We start from the raw sequence: 22,198 nt of genomic DNA on the forward strand, positions 1-22,198 counted from the left end.
TCTTTTACTCATGGATTCGCCTTGATCTTAAATAAACCCCATTCTGTTTTTCACTTCGCCTTTTAGGATTTGTTCTGCCTCTAGCCTTGAAATTAGATCGGCTAATGATGTAACAGGGTTAAAATTATTTTGTCTGCTTATTAAGGCAAAATCGCCAGGGGTTATGGCGTGCAGGTGATTTATTTGGTTGTTTAATGCGTTGTCCTTTAGCTCAATGTCAAAGCTTTGACAAAAGCGACCAAACATATCGGTCAATTGTTGTTGGTTCAAATAATCAAATTTTATCTTGGCATCAAAACGGCGAATTGAGGCAACATCTAACGTATCAATGAGATTGGTTGATGCCATAAAAATGCCTTCAAAGTTTTCCATTTGTGTGAGCATCTCATTCACTTGGGTTTGCTCCCACGATTGTTTAGCATTAGCTCGGTGTTGCAAAAGGCTATCAATTTCATCCATCAACAAGATAGCGCCCTCCTCCCTAGCGCACTTAAAGGCTCGGGCAATGTTTTTTTCGGTTTTGCCGACGTGGCACGAAAGTAAATCGGAAGCCTTTTTGCAAATAAAAGGTAGCTCCAACATCTCGGCAATGTGCTTACTAAGGGCCGTTTTACCCGTGCCTGGTGGGCCATAAAAACACAAACGACCTTGGCGAGAGGCTTTAAGGCCAGCAATCACGACGGCAATATCGACGCTGGTATTCAGAAAATCAGTGTTATAAGCCTGCTCTTTTATTGGATGGTAATGCACATTAATAGTGGGATGATCTTGGGCTTCAAGTGTTTGATTAATCAAGTTTGTAAATACAGCATCGGTGTTAACACTTGTGTCATGCCCTCTAATAATGTCAGTGACTTTGGCCGCATTGGCAACAACCGCAGGTGCAAGGCTATCGGCTTTGGCTAATTGCTTTACTACGTGTTCGCTTAAAAACTTTCCTGCATATTGGTTAAGCACTTTTTTACGTTGTAATTCCGGAGGCACAGCCAATTCAAACACCATGGCGTAACGCCTAATAAACGCTGGGTCTAGACCATTACGCGTATTAGCTAGCCAAATAGTGGGTGTGGCATTTTCCTCTAATGAACGGTTAAGCCAAGCCTTACAGCGCTGTGCCGTGCTTTGTCTGCTAAAACCCCCAGATTGACCATTTTGTGCTTCATTATTAAATACGTCTTCTGCCTCATCAAACAGTATTAACGCCTTGCGGTGTGATAAAAAGCTGTGCGCTGCTGATAACGCTCTCAAGCGTCTTTCACCACTGATGGGGTGACCATTATCATCTTCAGTGGTTACCTCAAATAAATCGGTTTGCAACTCTTGTGCTAGCACTTTTGCCAGCTGTGTTTTGCCTGTGCCAGCAGGGCCGTAAATATAAATATTAATGCCTTTTAAACCCTGTTTAATGGCTTGCTGCAAAAACGGTAACAAGATAGCCAGCTGCTTAACATGCTCATAATCACTGAGGCCTAAAGTGGTGGAAAGGCTTTTAGCAACCGTGCCTTTAAACAGCTCTGCAAGGTCAGTCTCACCGATTAATACAGCATCGGCAAATCTTGATGAAACCAACTCTAATTTTTCATCAAGCGTTGTTATATGCTCTTCTAGTTTTAAAATGCCCGAACGAACCAAGTTACTGTTAGCACTCAATGCCTTTTTAATGGCACTTTCGGGGATATTTAAAATAACCGATAAGGCATGATAGGCTTTAGAAGTCGATAAAGTGTAACTTAAATAGTCAACGCATTTTACAAGCAGTAGCTCTGTTTTAGTAAGAATACTAAAGCCAACCAGGCATTGTTCCACATCATCTAACTCAATCTGCGTACTCAAGCTTTTTAAGTTATTTTGTAAGTTTGAAGGCAATAAATTGCCTTCGCTTTGAAGCTCCATTGCTGCAGCGGTGGCAGAAAGCTCGCGTTTTATTGCTTGTGGATTAAACTCGATGACTCCTTCAATATAGTGACCCAAGCCCAAAAATTCAGCGATGCTATCGTCTTTAAAATGGTGCTTTTGCATAAACTGATTCACCGCCGATAAATTAACCAAAATTCTAAGCATCCAAAGCTTAATAATAGGCTCGGCATTTTTATCGCATTTATCAATAAAACCTAACGTTTTATAACTTTCCATCGTGCACCCCTTTGCTTGTTTTGCAGCATTGTAGGGATTTAACGCGACAATATATGACGTATTAAAGGTCGATTAAGTCGACTTCCTCATTTTTTAAGTGGAACTATCGGGGCTTGGATAAAAATGGCAACAAATTGAACATGCTGTTTGCTTGGGCCAATGTGTTTAAGATTAACCAGATGATACGAGCGGCAAAAGGGTAATCCGTTCAAAAAACATAGACAAGGTAGAATGAGCTTGTTTAGAGGCTAAAAGTAGTGAAACGGATAATTTGCATGCTTTTTTAAACCGACTTAGTGGACAGTATATCCAAAGGTAAAGCGCGTAAGCGCTACGAATTTGGTGTGAAAGCCAGTAGGAAGAATCCTTCATCATGGGAGCAAGATACTATCCTAGCAATCCGTATGATGTGCATACCTTGAAAGATCAACTCCAACAAGTAGAAACCCTCACTGGGCGAAAACCAGAAACCTGCTTGTTGATCGAGGGTACAAAGGGTCTGGCGTGGAAGACATTAACGTCTTGGTTGCAGGTCAAAACGCGGAGTCCCTAAGAAAGAGAGGCGCTGAATGGGAAAGTGAAACAGCGTAGAACCCATCATAGGGCATCACAAATCCGATGGAAAACTCAGGCAATGCGATCAACGTTATCTTAAGTGCCTGCGGTCAGAGCCTACGTAAGCTATTTAAGTGGCTTTATTGTACCCTATAATTTGGGCCATTTTTAAGACGATTATACCTGAAAATAACTTTTTTACTGGAAAGACCCAAAAATAGCATGGCGCTTCTTGCTTGAAACGCTATTATTCAGGGACAACTATTTAACTAAATCACATAAAACTCAGCGGCACTACAAATTTTTTGAATTTTCACTATATTTACATAAAGACTCAAGCATTAATAATATTATAATAATGACAACTTAATTGACTCCAAGAGACGACCCTTTAGACCTACGTAACTCATTTAGCAATTCCCTTACACTTAGTACTTACAGCACTAAGATATAGGTTAAATTCTTCAATCATTTTATTATGATGAGTTTCTATCTCTTCTTTTTTCCACTGTGTATTTTCATAAATATATTCAAGTTTTAAAGACACACCCTTGCCTTTATGTCTTTCTTTAAATTTGGCCTGCTTAACCGTAAAACCATCATCTGTCATTTCAGAGTTAACGCTTCCTGTTACTAGAGCTAAGTTCCCAAAAGTGTGCAATAAATCATCAGATATAACTTCTTTTTTGATCCGAGGATTTTGCGGAGTGACATGCTCAACTGAATTTTTAGCCGTCATTCTAAAATTATCAACTAGCTTACTGTCTTTACTTTTTAACTTGAGGTACAAAATGTATTCAAGTTTATAAAACCAATAATGCGGATATTGCGTCCCGTTACTATAGATTTGATTAAGACTTATATTCGCGTCTAATACTGCCTCAGTATACCAAGCATTCACTAAGTAGCGATGAGTTCGTTTAATTAAGGGAGCATTAGCCTCACTACACAGCAAATTATTATCAAGATGCTTTAAATACAGCTCTGCATTTTCGTTATTATTTTCTAATAAAAATTTAAGCAATGGAGTTAGCCAATACTGAGTTGTCATTTGCTGGGAATGATAAAGCATACTTTGTAATAAGGCAAAGTCTGGTGTCGAACCTTGACTGGAACGCTGCAAATAAGAGCATCTTGCAAAACTAATAGCCAACCCATTTGTGGATAACTTATCGCCCTTTTAGAGGCTGTTTTTTTACTCAGTTAAGCATGTGTTTCTATGCATTTTCTATTTTGACTAGGTCGTCATCGCTTTTCTCTCTTTATTGATCATAGCGGCTCGTTCTGTGACCACCCCAGAAGCACAATATCCTCGATACATGACTTATCTTTCTGCGATTTATTGCCGCAGTCGAAGCAGTTGATCGACACTCAGTACTAAAATGCCAAACATCAGGTGACTCATGACTTTTACCTCACCACGTACCCAGATGTGTCGACCTCCGAACTCATCCTTGAGTCGGCCATTGGCTCGTTCTGCGCCCGAACGTTCCCGATAACGCACCGTATCGGCGGGTTCAAATCCTTCTTTCTCGCCCCCTCTGGGGTTGTGATCTATCAGGGGCACATGCCCTAACTCTCTACTGTGCTCATGCAGGTCAATACTGCAGTAGGCGGCGTCCATCAGATCATAAAGGTTGGTCACCCTCGCCGCACTGATGTGAGACAGAGGGATGGCGGCACGGCTGTCATGCATGGAGGCTGAGGACAGCAAAGCGGAGATGGGGACGCCACAGTCTGCAATGTCTAGATGCAGTTTGTAGCCATTCCAGCTGTTTTTATAGCCTTGAGCATTGCATTTTGTGCCACGACGGCAATCAACCGGGATCTCTTTAAGCATCTCTTCTAGGCATTGGGTACGTTGCCGTGCCACATTGAATTTGATCGGGCGGTTTTCATCTTTGTCCTTGCGGGGCCGCCCTTTAAGCTTAGGTTTATCCGTGTCCACTTTGTCGATCTTTTGTGGACGTTCTCTCACCTTAATCGCCGTCCCGTCTCGGCTGATATGCCCAATGAGACGATCTCCAAAGTGCATTTTGATCAGCACCTCGTGGGCACGTTCGGCCAACTTATCTTTGGCAAACGTCTCGAACGCACGAGAAAAAGTCGAGGCTGAGGGCAGTTTCTTATGAAGCGGAAATCCACAGATTCGCTGTAATGCTTTGTCCATGTTTAGGCGTTCTATTAGATGCACCGTGGTGGTAAGCCCAAGCACTACCTTGGCAACAAACGCGTTGGCTAACCAAGCGAGTTCATGGGGAGGACGCCCCGTCCGATACGAAAAACGTGTCACAAACTCTTCGATGCGAGACCATTCCAAGATATGAATCAGTTTTTCAAGTTTTGGGGTCAACAAGCCTATTTCTTGGTGTAAAGCAGGAATCAATTGGCCTTGAACGATTTGCCAGCGTTGCATTATTTGTTGGGGCGTCGTAGCATTCATAGAGTGGGTATGTCGATGTTGTGTGAGAACGCTATCGTCGCCGGAAACGGCAGCCCACGTCTTCTCTTTTTTCGTTATTCCACGAATAGATATGGCTTATATCGACAGTTTTGCAATTACCTCAATAAGTATTGCCTTTACTGTTATTGACACGAAGTTTACGTATAGAATGAATCTTTTCTTCTTCAACCATTACCCACTTGATCACGTACTTATCGAACTGATAGCGTACTTCCCATAACAAACCGATAAAACTCTCAATATCTGCAGACTCCAATTTAACTGAACAACCTAGCCAATGCGTGTTAAAAATATTCAATAGGTCTTTGTCTGATATTTTGGCTATATCTTTCGATTCGTATTTATCACTATTTGAGAGATAAATACGCAACACATGCTGTAAAAGCATAGAGAAACTAATAATGCTTGATACTCTATCAGGTAAACCTGTCTGTTCTTTTTCATTAAGCTCTGATTCATCTTGCTTGAACGTTTCTGATTCATTAAGTATTTCTGCAAGACTTAGTTCATTCACTGCTTGTTGTTGCTGAAGCTCATTCAATACATCAAGAACATACTTTGATTTTGCAAGACGCTCTACACCTAAATCCTCTTGTATAAATAAGTCCACGGTATTTATTTTTGTTACTTGTCGAATATTACGCTCTACATATCCCTCCATATCTGAACAAGCATCCCACACGTAACTGTAACTATCTCGTTTTTCACGAGGCAAAAACTCTAATAACTTGGCTTTTAGTATTTCGTGGTGCTGTAGCTGAATGCCCCTATTGTTAATCACCTCAAATAACTTATTTAAATCGGTATTCTTTGGTACACGGGTTAATATGAGCTGAACTTTATTACGAATAAAATCAGATAATGTAACGACATCAAGTACCTGATCACCATCACCCTGTTTTTTATTAGATTTATAGTTACTCAAAAATGAGCGGATTTCATCTAGGGCGTCTTCAAGCTGGCGTCCCTCTGGCAAGCTAGCCGACTCACCGCGAGATAAGCGCTCGAAAAAAACAGTTACTTGTGGGCGAATAGCGAAACCAAGACGAGGTCGCACACCCTCTTCGGTGTGAACCTGTCGATATTCATTTAAAGATTCTCCTAATACCACGCTAAGGAGCCAAAGCGTTGTAAACCGTTGCTGACCATCAATTAGGTCAAACATAAACGTCTGTTTGTCGTTAATCATTTCACAACTGTCGCGCTCAATAACTAACGTGCCACCCAAATAAAATTCATTTTTATCTTCTTCATATGCTTGCACTATATCTTCAAGCAAAGTCTTTATTTGCTCTTGGCCCCACACATAAAGCCGCTGATATATGGGGATATTAAAAAAGTATTGTTGCTCTATTACATCGTTCAAAGTAATGAGGTCCGATTGAAAATTAGTCATACTGCACTCCCTGTACTAACAACACAGTATCAATATGAGACTCGATACTTTTGTCTTTTTTCGATAGCTCATCTAGGCCATAATAGTCTGCAACCGCACTAGCGTATCGCGACTGTACTTTTCTACCTTCCTTAACTTCCTCTTTCCAACCATTCTTTTTTGAGTATATAGCGCTAACATCTGAGCACTGCAAATAACTCACTACGTCTTCACCGCGATAGGCATAGGCAATTACATCCAGTAAATTTTGCTTTTTATCTTTTAAAAACTTGATAGGTGTTTCACGACGAATATCTTCCTGACCTAAACGAATGGCACCCAAGTGATGGTCTAACCACAATACAAACCGCAATAAACCCTGACTGCCTAAGCGATCAAAATAGGCCAACCAAGCCAAGCGGTACAAACTTTGTAAATAAGCAGACAGCGTTGTTACTACCTGATTATAAAACGTCTGAACTGCTACAACTTCGGCATTTTCACTGGGGTTATGCAGCAGGGTATTTAATAAGGCAGCATACTTCTCAGCATACAAAAAGAAACCTACACCACGACTAATGGGCTGACGCAAAGCCAAGGGTAAATACGCGGCGCTATTACCCATGTTTTGCAAAGTTGGCTGTAACTGGTATTCATTATTACTGGTTAAGTGTAATTTATGTCCCCATTGATTACTGCCTGCAGGGTATAACGCCACCTCACCTAACTGAGAAACAATACTTTGCTCGCCAAAATGACTCAAAAGCTCATCCTGGTTCTCTAGCTCTAGCACATGGCTACCTGTCCAGTTGCGCCCACGCCACAAATAGTAATGAAATAATTCAGGGGCAAAATCATTGTTTTTACTGCTTCTGCCCTGCTCCCCTTGAATCTGTACCTTTTCCCAACGTTTGGCACAATGGCTTTGTAATTGCTCAACCTCCGCTAGCATCCCATTTGAAATAGCACGTAAATGAAAGGCTTTTAATAGGTCGGTTCCGCCTAAAGGCACGCCTCTATTATTTTGAGTATCAAAAAAGGTAAAGGCTAAATCTTCTCGCTGAACTGAAATTACCGTAAACCTCAAGCGCTCAAAAATATCTGCTGACAGGCTATGCTCTTGCAACTGTTGCTGCATTATCTTTTTTGCCTGTTGGATATTCACCATGGAACGACTGGAACGAAAACTCAACTGCATGTGGCTAGGCAATTCACCATTTAACAAAAAATACAGTATCGCCAAGCTTGTCAGCCGCTGCTGCCCATCAATCACAAAGCGCTTACCATCTGCACCCAACTGATGATGAATAAGCAATGTCCCCATATAATAATGCTGCGGTTGATCTGTTACGGATCCACTGCTTGCATTTCCAATAGTCGCTATAAAGTGACGAAAATCGTTCAGTAATTGATTGATTTTTTTGTCGTCCCAGACATACGCACGCTGATAACTGTCTAGGGCTAATGGGTTATTACCATTGGCTAGTTCGGTAAAGCTAGCAATGCGTACCTCAACATCTTGTTGTTCCATATTCATCCTTATAAACTAATATTGGTATCTGATGTTCCATGGCTCACTTATTAGGACGCTGGCGACTTTATAGCCTCAGCACTCTCCAAACCCCAATACTACAGACAGTCTATTTGCGTATTGCTGAATAGTTTCTAAAGATTCATCAATGTGATCAAAACGATGCGATCCACCCTCGAATATCAACGTCTGTATATCAGGTAATAACCGCACAGTTTCTCTGTAATCAATAAGCTCGTCACCCTTATCTAGTAGCAGAAGCCCATGCTGCTTTTCCAGTGCCATTTGGTCGTATTCTTCTACTGTACTTTCTTCTAAGTGATAAGGCCTCCCATAGTAGTCAACGCCTTCACCAATGTACTTACTAAGAGTAGTTCTAGGGTTCATCGCTGGATTGATCATGACATAAGGAAGACCGACCATCAGACCGACTTCGGCAGAAAAATACCCGCCCATTGACGTACCAACTAGTAACTCAATGTCTTCTTGTATGATGACGCTTTCTAGCTGCGAAATAATGTCCGACTTCCTATCGGTATAGTCAATGTCTATTCCGTGCACAACCCCAATAGAAGACAGGCTTTTTACCTTATCCGATTGAGACTTAAACTTTGAACCAAATCCGTGGATGTACAATATGTTCATGAGTGGTTGTTCCATCTTTATGTTGTTAGCGACTGCTTAAGGTGACGCACCAGAATACTAGTCAGATTTTTTCGACTGATCCCACATAGTCAATAAGAACATCAAGCGCCCAAACACCCTCACCTTCATTTTTGTACCTGATGGCAATGTGATCGACTCCAGTTTTTTGCAGCACAAGCTTAATTGGTTATGCTTTAGTGCTTTTTCGCCACTAAAGTTAATCAATACGCCCATTTTCTTAAATATGCATTGCCAGTTTGAACACTTTGAACACTTTGAACACTTTGAACCAAGAAGGTACACAGTACGCTTTCCCGAGTCCCAAGATCCTGCCCAGTCATTGAGTAAAACAAGGTATTCATCAGGATGGCTTGTTTTCAACCTCAATAGTGCTTCGCCAAGCTCGTAAAATTCTTCTTGGCGCAAATGTTTTGCGGCAGCAGCTTGATCCATTGCTTGAGGAAACACCACATATTCATCTTGGGAGACCACACCATAAGAGCGATGAGTAACGACTTCTCTTAGTACTTTTTGGTAGACCACATTAACTTTATCGACCTGATATTGAGTTAAATCATTACGCTTCAATTGATAACTCGTTGTGTGATCATTGTCCGTATCGTGATCATCATCAACAGTACAATCTTCCACACTTTTCAGCTTCATTGAGTCAACGTACTCTAAATGCCTTAGAATTTCATCAATCTCTTGGAGCCTACTTAATTGTTCCGGTACCGAATCAACTTCTCTTTGACTCAACCGACGTTTTTCAAGGTAGTTGTCGCCTAAAGTAATTAAGCAGCGTCTTTGTGTTGCTCTGGATTTAATTCCACATCACCTATTGGCTGCCAGTTTCCTTCCGCCCATTTTTGCGCGATGACCAAACTGGCTTCAATGGTTTTACCCAGACCCACTTCATCCGCTAGTAATACGCCTCTTTCTAGGGGCGATTTAAGCGCAAAGCGCGCGGCATCAATCTGATGAGGGTTCATGTCTACACGAGCGGACGCAATCACTTTGGATACTTGGTTTTCTACTTTCCCTGATTGAGTGAGCCAATGGGCAAAGTACGCGCTTTGGTGAGGTGTAAACATAGGCTTCGTGAAGATCCCTAAACGTTTTACCGTTTAATTAAGTGTAGGATGAAATGGTGTTTGCTAGTTTACCGCATTTCTTTTGCCATACACTAGCGCCCAAAATGCCCAAACAATTGGAAACGCGACCCGGGATGAAGCAATCGCGCCGCGGTCACAATACTGTCACCCGCCCAAGTGCGACGTTTGATTTGCAAGCACGGCTCTGTGCTTTGAATCTGCAGGCGTTGGCATTCTATTTTGGTGGGTAATACGGCTTCAACCAGGTGCTCGCCTTCGGTCATGGGTGCCGCGGTCATAAGGTATTCATAGGGCGTGTGTTTGGCAAAATCGTGTTTATCGTAATCGGGAGCAAGCGAGGCATTGACGATGCGCTCTTCGATTTGTATAGGCAAGTTATTTTCAAAGTGCAGCACCACGGAGCGAAAGACTCGATGATTGGTACGAACGCCCAGCGTCATGGCTTCTTCCATGGTGGCTTTAGTCGATTCCAACACGAGCAATTCAGAGCGATGTGTATGCCCACGAGCCGCCACTTCTTCCGCTATATTATGAACCTCAAACAGCGCTGAATGGGCTTTTTTCTCTGCCACAAACGTACCCAACCCCTGATGACGTACCAACAAACCTTCTGCGGTGAGTTCTCGTAACGCCCGATTCACCGTCATTCGGCTGACACGAAGCGCTTTTACTATCTCGGCTTCCGATGGAATCCGCTGATTGGGCAACCAGTCGCTTGATGAAATTTTCAGTGAGATGGCGTGTTTTAATTTGGCATAAATCGGTTGGGATTCGTCTGCCAAATCGTCCAGCAGCTCAGCAAGGTTAGGCATAGTGACATCAGACACTGAAAGGTTCCATTGGGTAATGTGTGAATGTGTTTAGATCCGCCACAAAGAATAACGCGAGTAAGTGACCCTACACAACCCACTCATCTATACCTTTCGATCACGGCTCATGTTGATGTGGACTGAGTCACACCGGCATAAGCCATAACGCCACCAGCCAAGCAAACCCAATGAACAACGAGAAAATCACGCCCCAACGAGGTGTTGAGACTGATACAACCGTTTTATGATACGGTTTTTTACCGTTGACCATGGCGTGAATCAGTCGCTCTTTTAACTGTATTTCATGGTACAACACCGCAGCAATATGCACCGCTACCAGCCCAATCAGCACATCGGGCAAGATGTGATGAAGCGACGCCAGCTCACTCGCCCAGTCTTCTGGTATCAGGCCATTAAACGGACCAGACCAAAAAATCTCGTCACTGCTAAACAAGCCCGTGCCCCATTGCACCGTTAAGGCACCCAGCAACACAACGACCATTAAGCCACCCAGTGGGTTATGGCCTAAATGCGCCTGAGGCTTGCCTTTTAACACAGAAACCAAATAATCCGCGACCGCTTTAGGCCCCTTAATGAACTGGCGAAAACGCGCGTAGTACGAACCGTAAAAACCATACAAAATCCGCGCAATCACCACCGCCGACAGGCTGTAGCCCATATAAAAATGGTATTCAATGTATTGACCGTCCAACTTACCGCTCACGATCAGCCCCGTGAACAACAGCACCATCAACCAATGGCTCACGCGCACCGGCCAATCCCAAACCAATGTGGATTTCATTTGAGTCACTCTCCTTGAACCTAAAATACATGCGTTCGCCATTCTCTACGACATTAAACACTCTTATGTGAAAATCCAGCAAATTATTGGCTTAAGTGCGATTTTGTGGAACAGTTTGCGCTATGTTTGACGGACATATTTTAGTAACCTGTTCTTATAACAAGCCCCCTGAGCTCACCAGCCTAGACCACAAGGAAGACACACTAGGCTGTTTTCACGAACGCATACCCACAAACGAGTCTTTTTATGACAACACTTTATCAACAACATGTAGACGTTCTCATTCATCGATACGAAGACGCCATGGCGCATTTTGGTCTCGATGCCATCGTTCTGGCTTCAGGGGAAAAAAGCTACTATTTTCAAGACGATCACACTCACCCTTTTCACGCATACTCTGGCGCTCAGCAGTGGCTGCCTTTTACGCTTGGCGCCGAAACCTATGTCGTGCTTCAAACGGGCAAACAACCCACCTTGGTATGGCCGGTTCGTGATGATTTTTGGCATGCCCCCAATCCGGTACCGGGTGGTGACTGGCAAAAAAATTGGTCTATCATTCCCGCCAAAAAAAACGACGCATGGTTCAGCAACCTCCCAAAACACACCGCGTGGCTTGGACCACAGCCGATAACGGCCGCGGTGGTTTGTGACGGCTTAAAAGCCTATGTGGACTTTGCAAAAGCGGTAAAAACAGATTTCGAAATTCAAGCCATGCGCCGTGCCAGTGAACGCGCTGTAGCAGGACACGTAGCCGCAAAAGACGCTTTTTTGGCTGGTATGAGCGAATTAGAGATTCATTTGGCGTTCCTAAAAGCCAGCCAACAAACGGCGGCGCAAGAACCGTATCCAGGTATTGTTGGCTTAAATGAACACGCCGCCGTTTTGCATTATGAACACAAATCCATCGAACAAATGGAGAATTCTCGCACGTTACTGATTGACGCAGGCGCCTCTGAACACGGCTACGCGAGCGACATTACTCGCACCTTTGTCCGTCATGACGATGACTTCAGCGCACTGGTCAACGATCTCGACACCATGGAACAGAAACTGTGCCGCAGCGTCATGTCTGGGGTTAGTTTCCGCGACTTACATCAAGACACGTTAGTCGGTATCGCAACCTTGCTTCACGATCATAAAATTTGTGCATTGAGCGTTGAGGAGCAGTTAACCAAACGCATCCCGCAGGTTTTCTTTCCGCATGGTTTGGGCCATTTATTAGGATTGCAGGTTCACGATGTGGGTGGTCATCAAACCGATTCCGCAGGCACTTTGAGCAAACCAGACGAAAGCGCGCCTTTCTTGCGACTCACCAGAACATTAGAAAAAAACATGGTGGTGACCATTGAACCGGGTCTGTATTTTATTCCCATGTTAATAGAGAAAATGCAGGCCGAAATGGTGAATCATGGATGTGATATGGCTCGTATTCAGCACTTCATGCCCTATGGCGGTATACGAATCGAAGACAACGTTGTGGTAAAAGACGATCTTCCTGAAAACTTAACGCGTGAAACTGGGCTCATCTGATGGAAGTAATAAATATCGTTTATCATGTATGCTGCAGCACCATTTTCGCGCCATATAGATCATAATAACAGACCCCCTATTCAATATTTCTAGCTATAACGGATAGCTATCCGTTATAGCTAGAAATAATCAGTTGATGCTTTTTGTAGCTATTCATTCTCACACATTCTCTGAAATACATATATCAAACGGTAATAAAGTTGCTTCAGGGCGACCTTTTAACGGACGCTCTGAGTGAAGCATGTCATCAACCAAACGAGCCGATAAACACTGCCGAGGATGAGAGATGACCATGTTAATTAAACCGTCTAATAAAGCGGCACGCGTTTTGTCCGTAAGTTCATTGCATACCACAATCAAATCCTGTGCTTGCTTGACACTTTTCAATACATTTAACATGCCTTCTACACCACCAGTGCAGTACAGACCTACCAAATCAGGGTTGTGCTTCAACAATTCCAGTGTCGCCTCTTCTGCCAATGATGCATCTTCTAAGCTCACAATGGCTTCTACAATTTGGAACCGCGGCGTATTTTCACGACAATATGAGCGAAAACTGGCTTCACACAGCTCTTGGCATAAATAGCGATGACTCCCCATGATAATGCCTATTTTGCCTTCTTTCGAGCTTAAATGAGTAATCGCCCATGCCGCTGTACGTCCCGCAGAGCGGTTGTCGATTCCTATAGAACCAGCTCTGTCTACAGCCGTTACATCACTTAATAAAGTAAAGACAGGGATACCCATTGCCTGTGTTTCTTCAATGGATTGATTAACTCGAGGGTGATCCGCAGTGACAACAGCAATCGCATCCACTTGATGACGAAGCTGCTCAATGGCTTGTATTACCGCCCGCGGAGTTAATTCTTCTAAAAAGTGTATTACCGGTATAATTTCTGCTTGTTCATTTTCGGTACACGCAACTCGGAGGGACTCTGCTAATTCCCGATAAAATACACTCGCATAGCGCTGTAAAATAAAACCTAATTTTTTCTCTCGCCCTTGCCTGTCTAGCCGCATGCGTATCAAGTTAGCGCCATGAAAACCTAAGACTTGTGCGGCTTGCAGTACGCGTTCGATGGTTTTCACCTTCACTTTGGCTCGACCATTAATCACTCGGTCAACTGTCGCGACACCAACACCTGCTTCTTTTGCCACTTGTGCCAAGGTGATTTTACGTGATTTTTTATTTTTGATATTTTCTATCATTTTTTCACTCAAATTTTTTGATGTTTTGATAGCAAATCATATCATTTAGTTTTTTTATTTCAATATTTAGAGAATACTCCAAGTCAATCTAGTTGGCGGACAAAAAATGTACGCATCAAGATGCAGAATAACATTATAAAAACAACACTAAAAATGATAAAACTCTTTTTTATCAATTGTTTGGAGCATAAAAATGAAAAAAATCATCACCAATAAATTGCCTTTCTTATCTATATTCATCTCTCTAAATCCACTTTATCTCATTTCTACTCGCTCAAGTAACGACAAGATTTAGTTTGGCTTTAAAAGTATAAAAAGTCACACGTGTGTTGATTTTTTAATATAAAAACTATCATTTTTTAATCTTTTAGAGGCGTATTTATGACGTTGAAGTTAGGAGTTATTGGTATTGGTGCCATTGGAAAAGACCATATTAAACGCATCCACCATAAATTAAGCCGCGCCAGCATTGTCGCAGTGAATGATGTAAACCGAGAGCAAACTGATGCGTTTTTATTACAAGAGACCATTGATGCCGTGTATTTCGAAAGCGGAATTGATCTTATTCAATCAAAAGATGTTGATGCAATCCTCGTAACGTCGTGGGGACCAACGCATGAAGAGTTTGTATTGGCTGCAGTGGAAGCAGGGAAATACGTTTTTTGTGAAAAACCATTAGCCGTCACCGCTGAAGGTTGTCGTCATATAGTTGATGCGGAGATTAAAGCCGGGAAGCACTTGGTTCAAGTTGGTTTCATGCGTCGTTTTGATAGAGGTTATCGTCGGTTAAAACGCGTGATTACTGATCAAGAAATGGGGCTTCCCCTGATACTAAACTGCGCACACAGAGCACCAGCTGCACCAGGGTTCTTTGGTGACATGGCCATTAGCGATTCATTAGTACATGAATTTGATGTGTTACGTTGGTTACTCCAAGACGATTATGTTTCAGCTCAGGTCATTCAACCTCGTGGTACTCGACTTTGCGATGAAGGACTGCAAGACCCACACGTCATTCTGTTAAGAACCCGTGATGGTATTTTGATCAATATCGAAAGCTTTGTGAATTGCCAGTACGGCTATGACATTCAATGCAACATAATATGCGAATCAGGCACAGTGTCATTACCAGAACCAAGCAGCTTACAACGCCGCCACAATGCACGCTTATCCACTGAAATCATTGTCGATTGGCAAGAACGTTTCGTTGATGCTTTCGATGTAGAACTACAAGAATGGATCGACGCTACTTTAGCAGGCGAAATGAATGGCCCAAGCGCATGGGATGGCTATGTTGTCGCAGTTACGGCTGACGTCTGCCTCAAAGCCAAACATTCAGGAGCAATCGAAGCCATTGATATCCCTGAAAAACCCACTTTTTATCAATAACAAAACGCTATTTTACACATTGATGTGTTTTACAAAAAAATAACAAGCGAGTGATTATGAAATTATCTTTTTGTACCGACAGTCTTGGCCATTTGTCTTTTGAAGACATGCTAGACACCCTTCAATCCATGAATGTCGAGGGCGTTGAATTAACCACTGGTGGCTGGTCAAGCGCACCTCACTTAAACATGGAAGAATTACTTGCGAGCGAAGAAAAACGTAAGCAATACTTGGCCGCCATTGAGTCTCATGGGCTAGAAATTGCTGCTCTGAATGTATCTGGCAACCCCTTAGATCCAGGTACGCTGGGTAAGCATCATCGAGAAGTAACACACAACACCATGATTTTGGCTGGCCTTCTTGGCGTCAAGAAAATCGTCATGATGAGTGGCTTGCCTGCTGCAAGCCCAAATGATGAAGTGCCAAACTGGATCACATATACCGTTAGCTGGCCTCCTATTTTAAAAGAGCGCTTAGATTACCAATGGAATGACGTAGCAATTCCTTACTGGAAAGACCTCGTTGTCCACGCAAAGAGTAATGGTGTAGAAAAAATTGCCCTTGAGAACTTCAGCTCAATGTTGGTTTGGAATCCAGAAACCTTGTTCCGCCTACGAAACGCAGTGGACCCGATGATTGGCCTAAACCTCGACCCTAGCCATTTAATCTGGATGGGGGCAGACCCTATAGCCGCAGCACGCGCTCTTGGGCCAGCAATTCACCATTGTCATGGTAAGGACGTTCGACTTGAACGAGGGCTTGTCGATATCAACGGTTTGCTCGAGACCAAACCAGTTGAAGATACTGCAAACCGTGCTTGGAACTATGTGGCAGTAGGTTGTGGGCAAGATCTACAGTGGTGGAAAGCGTTTTTCTCTGTAGTTCGAATGTCCGGATACAACGATTGGGTATCACTTGAAATGGAAGACTTAACCATGTCCGTTGAAGCGGGCGTAAAAACCTCAATAGATGCGTTACACGCATCATTAAGTCGCTAATATGAATCAAAAAAACTAACAGGTTAACCATTAAGCTATTTTGCTTAACACCGTTAAATTAGAGGATAAAAATAATGAAAAAGTTACTCTTAACAACAACACTCGCAGCAACACTCATTTCTAGCACTGCTATGGCAGACAATTATAAGGTAGGCATCAGTCTTTTCAGCTTTGATGATTTATTCTTATCTGTCCTACGTGGCAGTTTAAGCTCATCCGCTGAAGAGGAAGGTATTGACGCCCAGATGGAAGACGCCAAAAATGAAATCGGCGTTCAACTCAATCAAATCCAAAACTTCATTGCCTCAGGTGTGGACGGCATTATCATAGATACGGTGGATTCTGACGCAACACAAGCGATGACAGAATATGCAGAAGAAGCTGGCATACCACTTGTTTTTGTTGGTCGTCGCCCAATAAATGTCGACTTTTTACCAGACAACCAAGCATTTGTGGCATCAAATGAAATTGATTCAGGCACGCTACAAACCAAAGAAGTATGCCGCTTATTAAATGGCAAAGGCGATGTCGCCGTCATGATGGGCACACTAGGTGACAATGCTGCCCAACAACGAACTAAAGATATTCATGATGTCATCGCGACGCCAGAATGTTCGGGGCTCAAAATAGTTGTTGAGCAATCTGCAAACTTTACTCGAACAGAGGGCAACGATCTAATGACCAACTGGCTAACTGCAGGCATCACATTTGATGCAGTAATCGCCAATAATGATGAAATGGCCATTGGTGCCATTCAAGCAATGAAAGCTGCCGATATCGATATGAAAAACGTTGTCATTGCAGGCATTGATGCTACCGCAGACGCCTTAGCAGCAATGAAAGCAGGCGATCTCGATGTGACCGTTTACCAAAATGCTGCAGCTCAAGGCAAAGGCGCAATGCAAACTCTACTTAAGCTGATGAAGGGTGAAGATGTCGATCAAAAAGTGTGGATTCCTTTTGAGCTCGTCACACCAAACAATATGAACGAGTACATCAAGCTCAACTAGCTTTCGATTTGTTCGCTTCCTCGAACAAGCATTGGCTGCACTCTTCAAAAGAAGAGTGCAGCTTTTTTTATTATACTAAGAGACCTTTGCATGAGCAGTCGATCTAGCCATATTGCTTGCCAAAGGTCTTTTATAAAAAATTCAATCAACGTCTTTATAGAAAACGGTCAACATCGTTAAAAATCAGTGCTCTTTAACTCATAAAAATGCCCACATAGTCCACTTGGACGGACTTTACTTGCTATCTCAGCATTCTCGTTGGATACGAAACGCCCGTTTTAGGTTGTAAGCCATACAAATTAAACTCACCCTAGCCTGATTGCGAGCCCGTCCTAGATAACGCGCTTTACCTAACCCATAGTGCAATTTCATTATCCCAAAGACATGCTCTACACGGGAACGAATACTGGAAAAATAACGGTTTTGCTTTTCTTGATCCTCGTTAAGAGGTCTATTACGATAAGCTCGATGGATAATGCATTCTTTGACCTTTTTTTGCTTCAATAACCTGCTGTGCTGGGCACTTTTGTACGCACTGTCTGCATACACTTCCCGCTCATGACCAGTGAGTATCGATTCAAATGGAATCGAATCGTGAACATTGCCTGCCGTGAGCATGACTTCTTTGACAAAACCATCCTCATCCACATTTGTATGGGCCTTAAAACCATAGGTGGTTTTACGTTTTCCATCGCTGCTTTGCTTAACGCTATAGCCTGCTTCTGGGTCTTGCGTGTTTTTACCCTCAGCATTCTTACGAGGACGAGCATTCTTCGCTTCTATCACGCTGGCATCTATGATGCTTATCTCACCTTGTTTGATGATCAGACTTTGTTCGGCTAACTGGGCATTGATCTCGGTCATCGCTGCGTCTAGTAATCCGTTTTTCTCTAGCAGATTACGGAAACGCCAAATTGTACTGTGGTCGGGAACGCCTTGATCTAGGCCGACACCGACAAACCGGCGAAATAATAAGTCGCGAGCCAGTGCTTTTTCCAGCGCTGGGTCACTTAGGTTGTGCCATGATTGCAATAACAAAGCTTTAAACATCATCAACGGAGGCCAAGCGCGTTCACCTTTTGTACGGTTGTGAATGTCACAGAATAATCGCTCAATGCAGGACCAATTCAACAAGTCATGAATCTCGTCAAATTCTTCAATAAACCGATTCGATGCTTGCAGCGCATCGGCAAAGCTCTGTTGTTTTAACTCTTTCCACGCCATTTTTTGATTGCTCTTCTTTGCTTTTGGTTATTATCTCATAGGATCGAAGGGGATTATTCGTGCAAAGGTCTCACTAAGCCTTTTTCCGCTTATTTATTCTATCCTTCCATTTACAATCTATAACTAAAGAGCAATAAAATGAGCAAAATATGGAATGGATTCAGTCTTTATAAACCTCGAAGCATCGGCTAAGGTTATGTTGGTTGTGAAACACTTGCTCAGAGAGCGATCATTTTTGATCGCTTATAATAAAAACATTCACCAAGCCAACGCCATCAACTGATGGACAACACAGAGGCCTATAATGAAAAAAACAACAATTACGTTACTAGCAGCACTATCCCTTTCTTCCACTTTAAGCTTTGCCGCTTACCCAAATAAAGATGTCCAAGGCATTATCCAATGGGGCGCCGGCGGTTCAACCGATACGGTCATGCGCTCTATTGCTCCTCATGTTGAAAAAGAGCTGGGGGGTGACATCATCCTAACGAACAAAACCGGCGGCGTTGGTGCAATTGCTACCAAATACGTAAACGCCAAAAAGGCGGACGGTTATACACTTCTAATGGGCGCTGAAAACCCACAGATGTACAAAATTCTTGGCCTTTCAGACATTGACTACAGCGACATGATCGCCATCAACGTCTTGGCGCGTGGCACGCCTATTATTGTGGCCAACAACGACGCTCCCTTCAACACCATGCAAGAATTTGTTGCCTACGCAAAAGCGAATCCAGGCGAAGTCAAAATCGGCTCAACAGGCCCAGGCGGTCTTACCTCTATTGTATTAGCAATGATTGCGTCTCAAGTTGATTTGGAGTACACCAGCATTCCTTACAACGGTGACGGCCCAGCCTTAACGGCGCTTCAAGGCGGTGCAATTGACGTAATGCCAGCCGTATTAGGCGCGACAATTGAGCAAATCAAAGCCGGCCGTATGAAAGCCATCAGCATTGTCGACGTAGAAGCCAACAAACTTTTACCAAACCTTGCACCTATTACAGACGCGCTACCCGGCATGAAATCTTACCTACCCTGGGGCCCTTTCTTTGGTGTCTTTGCTAAGAAAGGCACGCCAGATGAGGCCATTGAAAAATTGCAAGCCGCTTTCCAGAAAGCCGCATTCAACAAAGATTTTGTTGATCTAATGCAAAAACGCGGATTCACCATCATGAACATTTCTGGCCAAGAAGCCGATTACTTTCTTGAAGGCTACCGTTCAACGTCTTCTTGGTTGGTTCACGATGCGGGCTTTAGCAAATTCTCACCCGAAGAGTTTGGTATCCGTAAACCATAGTATTATGCCAGTACAACCCCTAAGACGCGTCGACTGACCGGTTCGTCGCGTCTCTTTTTTTGCTTTATCTGGAGTGATCATGTCCAGTCCGTCCCCTTTTGTAAAAACCCGTAAACCCGGCGAACGTATTTTTTGTTTGCTACTGGTACTGGGCAGTGTCTATCTTTTTTGGCAAGCGTTTAACATCTCTGGCTTTCGCTCATTGAGCTCACCAGGGGCTTTCCCCCTCGCGGCTTCGGCCGTCATGGTGCTGGCGTCTTGTGTTGCTTTTTTAAACACCTTGAAATTGCCCGCTGCGCAAGGCGTTCGCTTTGCCTATCACTGTTTTCCGCCAGTGGTCGCAACCATTATGGCGCTGATTTTAATTTATTCAGTGGTGCTTGAAAGCCTTGGTTTTATTTTATCCAGCTTTGTTTTTTTATTCGTTGCTATCCAATTTTTATATCGACGAAGCGTGCTAACCACACTCACCATTACCTTGCTGTCCCTGATTGTTGTGTACATTATCTTTCGTTTGGTTTTTCAGGTCGTGCTACCCGAGGGCATTGTGCCTGAGCGCGACATCTTATCCTCAATAAAATCGTGGTGGAGATAGTCGTTTTATGGATGCTTTACAGTATTTTGCCATGTCATGGGTGTCGCCTGAACTGCTTGGTTTAACCGCCTTGGGGACTTTTTTAGGCATTTATGTCGGGGCCATTCCTGGCCTTTCCGTCACTATGGCCGTGTCTATTCTGATTTCCTTTACCTTTTCATGGGACGTCAATTACGCCCTTTGCTTAATGGTCGGCGTCTATATGGGCGGCGTGTATGGCGGCTCTCGAACCGCTATTTTATTGAACATTCCCGGTGCACCTTCTGCGATTGCCACTGCGCTAGATGGGTATCCCTTGGCGAAAAAAGGCTTAGCCGGTGAAGCGATTGGCTTATCCACCGTGATGTCTGTTGTCGGCGGCTTTGTTGGTATTATTGTGCTTGCGCTTGCGGCACCAACGGTCAGCGAATTTGCCATCACCTTTCAACCACGTGATTACATGATGTTAGGTATTTTGGGCATCATGTTGGTAGGGTCTTTATCAGGCAGCAGCCTAGCAAGAGGCATTTTTGCTGGGGCATTAGGTCTGTTGATCGGTACGGTGGGTCTGGATCCTATGACCGCCGAGGAGCGCTTTACTTATGGCGTTGTTGAGCTATGGGACGGTATCAACCCGGTTGCCGTTATGATCGGTATGTTTGGTATTTCGGAGGCTTTACATCAGTTACACCACATGAATAAAGCGGTGGTGAAACAAAAGATTTCGCGCATTATTCCCAAATGGTCTGACGTAAAAAAATACCTGCCGTTGAGCCTGCAAACGTCTTTTATTGGCGTGATCGTGGGGGCATTACCAGGCACAGGCGGCGATATTGCCGCACTCATGGCCTACGACCACGCTAAACGCGTCACCAAAAATCCAAAAGTCCCTTTTGGGGAAGGCGCAAAAGAAGGCTTAATTGCGCCAGAAGCGGCCAATAACGCCGCGGTGGGGGGGGCTTACATACCAATGCTTACGCTGGGTATTCCGGGCGATGCGGTGACCGCGGTTTTCATTGGTGCTTTGTTTATTCACGGTTTAAACCCCGGGCCTTTGTTACTGATCGAGCAACCGCACATGTTTTGGTTTACCGTGGGGAACCTAACACTGGCGAACATTTTTGTACTGATTTTTGGCTTAACCGGCATCAAACTGTTTTCAAAAATTGTTGAATGCCCAAAAGGCATCTTGATTCCGCTGATCTTCTTATTATCGATTGTGGGCGCTTACGCCATCAACAACGCCATTACCGATATTTGGTGGATGTTGGCATTTGGGGTGTTTGGCTATTTTATGCGCCTATACGGCTTCCCTGTTGGGCCCGTTATCTTAGGAGTAATACTCAGCGCCTTGACCGATGAAAACTGGCGCCGCGCGATACTATCGGAGCGTGGCAGCGTAAGCGACTTATTCATTAACTTACTGCACAGCCCACTTTCTACCGTATTGTTTAGCATCATTATACTGATCCTATTTACCCAATCGCCTTTGTGGAGAAAACTCGTTAAACCGAGGATATTCAAAAACACATAGTTGG

General features: G+C 43.6%; 19 protein-coding genes and 1 pseudogene. 8 read left to right on the forward strand and 12 right to left on the reverse strand.

All coding sequences use genetic code 11. The annotated features are described in order from the left end of the window. Positions 1-27: 27 nt before the first annotated feature. On the reverse strand, positions 28-2,133 hold the full coding sequence (locus tag FXV75_RS13280; RefSeq protein WP_148834108.1) for an AAA family ATPase: 2,106 nt from the start codon (positions 2,131-2,133) through the stop codon (positions 28-30). 296 nt (positions 2,134-2,429) lie between these two features. On the opposite strand from FXV75_RS13280, the pseudogene FXV75_RS13290 reads away from it, so the two are divergent. Next, positions 2,430-2,928, forward strand: a pseudogene (locus FXV75_RS13290) (IS5/IS1182 family transposase); the annotation flags it as partial. Between the two features lie 166 nt (positions 2,929-3,094). Here the strand turns inward: FXV75_RS13290 and FXV75_RS13295 are convergent. From FXV75_RS13295 to FXV75_RS13335, 9 genes are all read right to left on the reverse strand, one after another. Beyond that, on the reverse strand, positions 3,095-3,811 hold the full coding sequence (locus FXV75_RS13295; RefSeq protein WP_222863138.1) for an HNH endonuclease family protein: 717 nt from the start codon (positions 3,809-3,811) through the stop codon (positions 3,095-3,097). Positions 3,812-4,027: 216 nt separating this feature from the next. Next, on the reverse strand, positions 4,028-5,131 hold the full coding sequence (locus FXV75_RS13300; protein WP_187424847.1) for a transposase: 1,104 nt from the start codon (positions 5,129-5,131) through the stop codon (positions 4,028-4,030). A 121-nt stretch (positions 5,132-5,252) separates the two neighbouring features. Further along, positions 5,253-6,548 (reverse strand): DUF262 domain-containing protein, encoded by a 1,296-nt coding sequence (locus FXV75_RS13305; RefSeq protein ID WP_148834110.1) that lies wholly within the window; start codon positions 6,546-6,548, stop codon positions 5,253-5,255. Continuing rightward, positions 6,541-8,058 carry a DUF262 domain-containing protein gene (locus FXV75_RS13310; protein WP_222863139.1) on the reverse strand — a complete coding sequence of 506 codons (1,518 nt, stop codon included), beginning with the start codon at positions 8,056-8,058 and terminating at the stop codon, positions 6,541-6,543. Before FXV75_RS13310 ends, FXV75_RS13305 begins: the two co-directional genes overlap by 8 nt. Before the next feature lie 75 nt (positions 8,059-8,133). Beyond that, positions 8,134-8,703, reverse strand: a complete 570-nt coding sequence (locus FXV75_RS13315; RefSeq protein WP_187424898.1) for a YqiA/YcfP family alpha/beta fold hydrolase — start codon at positions 8,701-8,703, stop codon at positions 8,134-8,136. Between the two features lie 57 nt (positions 8,704-8,760). Beyond that, positions 8,761-9,462, reverse strand: a complete 702-nt coding sequence (locus FXV75_RS13320; RefSeq protein WP_222863140.1) for a hypothetical protein — start codon at positions 9,460-9,462, stop codon at positions 8,761-8,763. 35 nt (positions 9,463-9,497) lie between these two features. Further along, entirely contained in the window at positions 9,498-9,797 is a 300-nt protein-coding gene (locus FXV75_RS13325) for a hypothetical protein (protein ID WP_222863141.1), read from the reverse strand. A 92-nt stretch (positions 9,798-9,889) separates the two neighbouring features. Next, positions 9,890-10,645 carry a histidine utilization repressor gene (hutC, locus tag FXV75_RS13330; RefSeq protein ID WP_262368552.1) on the reverse strand — a complete coding sequence of 252 codons (756 nt, stop codon included), beginning with the start codon at positions 10,643-10,645 and terminating at the stop codon, positions 9,890-9,892. A 127-nt stretch (positions 10,646-10,772) separates the two neighbouring features. After that, a complete protein-coding gene (locus FXV75_RS13335; RefSeq protein WP_148834118.1) occupies positions 10,773-11,429 on the reverse strand; it encodes a cytochrome b/b6 domain-containing protein in 657 nt (218 codons plus the stop codon). A gap of 246 nt (positions 11,430-11,675) precedes the next feature. Between FXV75_RS13335 and pepQ the strand changes: the two genes are divergently transcribed. Beyond that, positions 11,676-12,959 (forward strand): Xaa-Pro dipeptidase, encoded by a 1,284-nt coding sequence (gene pepQ, locus FXV75_RS13340; RefSeq protein ID WP_148834120.1) that lies wholly within the window; start codon positions 11,676-11,678, stop codon positions 12,957-12,959. 159 nt (positions 12,960-13,118) lie between these two features. Here the strand turns inward: pepQ and FXV75_RS13345 are convergent, their stop codons facing one another. Continuing rightward, complete coding sequence (locus tag FXV75_RS13345) at positions 13,119-14,168, reverse strand: LacI family DNA-binding transcriptional regulator (protein WP_148834122.1); 1,050 nt, start codon at positions 14,166-14,168, stop codon at positions 13,119-13,121. 381 nt (positions 14,169-14,549) lie between these two features. Between FXV75_RS13345 and FXV75_RS13350 the strand changes: the two genes are divergently transcribed. The 3 genes from FXV75_RS13350 to FXV75_RS13360 all read left to right on the forward strand — a co-directional run bounded on the left by FXV75_RS13350 (position 14,550) and on the right by FXV75_RS13360 (position 17,565). Next, positions 14,550-15,557 (forward strand): Gfo/Idh/MocA family oxidoreductase, encoded by a 1,008-nt coding sequence (locus tag FXV75_RS13350; RefSeq protein ID WP_148834124.1) that lies wholly within the window; start codon positions 14,550-14,552, stop codon positions 15,555-15,557. A 56-nt stretch (positions 15,558-15,613) separates the two neighbouring features. Next, positions 15,614-16,555: a sugar phosphate isomerase/epimerase family protein gene (locus FXV75_RS13355; protein WP_148834127.1), complete on the forward strand. Its 942-nt coding sequence runs from the start codon at positions 15,614-15,616 to the stop codon at positions 16,553-16,555. 74 nt (positions 16,556-16,629) lie between these two features. Beyond that, entirely contained in the window at positions 16,630-17,565 is a 936-nt protein-coding gene (locus FXV75_RS13360; protein ID WP_148834128.1) for a sugar ABC transporter substrate-binding protein, read from the forward strand. A gap of 246 nt (positions 17,566-17,811) precedes the next feature. Here FXV75_RS13360 and FXV75_RS13365 read toward each other — a convergent pair whose 3' ends face one another. Then, positions 17,812-18,789: an IS5 family transposase gene (locus tag FXV75_RS13365; protein WP_148830718.1), complete on the reverse strand. Its 978-nt coding sequence runs from the start codon at positions 18,787-18,789 to the stop codon at positions 17,812-17,814. 304 nt (positions 18,790-19,093) lie between these two features. Here FXV75_RS13365 and FXV75_RS13370 point away from each other — a divergent pair, with 304 nt between their 5' ends. The 3 genes from FXV75_RS13370 (at position 19,094) to FXV75_RS13380 (ending at position 22,194) form a co-directional block, all read left to right on the forward strand. Further along, positions 19,094-20,086, forward strand: a complete 993-nt coding sequence (locus tag FXV75_RS13370) for a tripartite tricarboxylate transporter substrate binding protein (RefSeq protein WP_148834130.1) — start codon at positions 19,094-19,096, stop codon at positions 20,084-20,086. A gap of 79 nt (positions 20,087-20,165) precedes the next feature. After that, positions 20,166-20,681 carry a tripartite tricarboxylate transporter TctB family protein gene (locus tag FXV75_RS13375; RefSeq protein WP_148834132.1) on the forward strand — a complete coding sequence of 172 codons (516 nt, stop codon included), beginning with the start codon at positions 20,166-20,168 and terminating at the stop codon, positions 20,679-20,681. Positions 20,682-20,688: 7 nt separating this feature from the next. Then, positions 20,689-22,194 (forward strand): tripartite tricarboxylate transporter permease, encoded by a 1,506-nt coding sequence (locus FXV75_RS13380; RefSeq protein ID WP_148834134.1) that lies wholly within the window; start codon positions 20,689-20,691, stop codon positions 22,192-22,194. The last annotated feature ends 4 nt before the right edge of the window (positions 22,195-22,198 follow it).

Origin of the sequence: Marinomonas sp. IMCC 4694 (assembly GCF_008122525.1) — a bacterium.
Lineage (GTDB): Bacteria > Pseudomonadota > Gammaproteobacteria > Pseudomonadales > Marinomonadaceae > Marinomonas.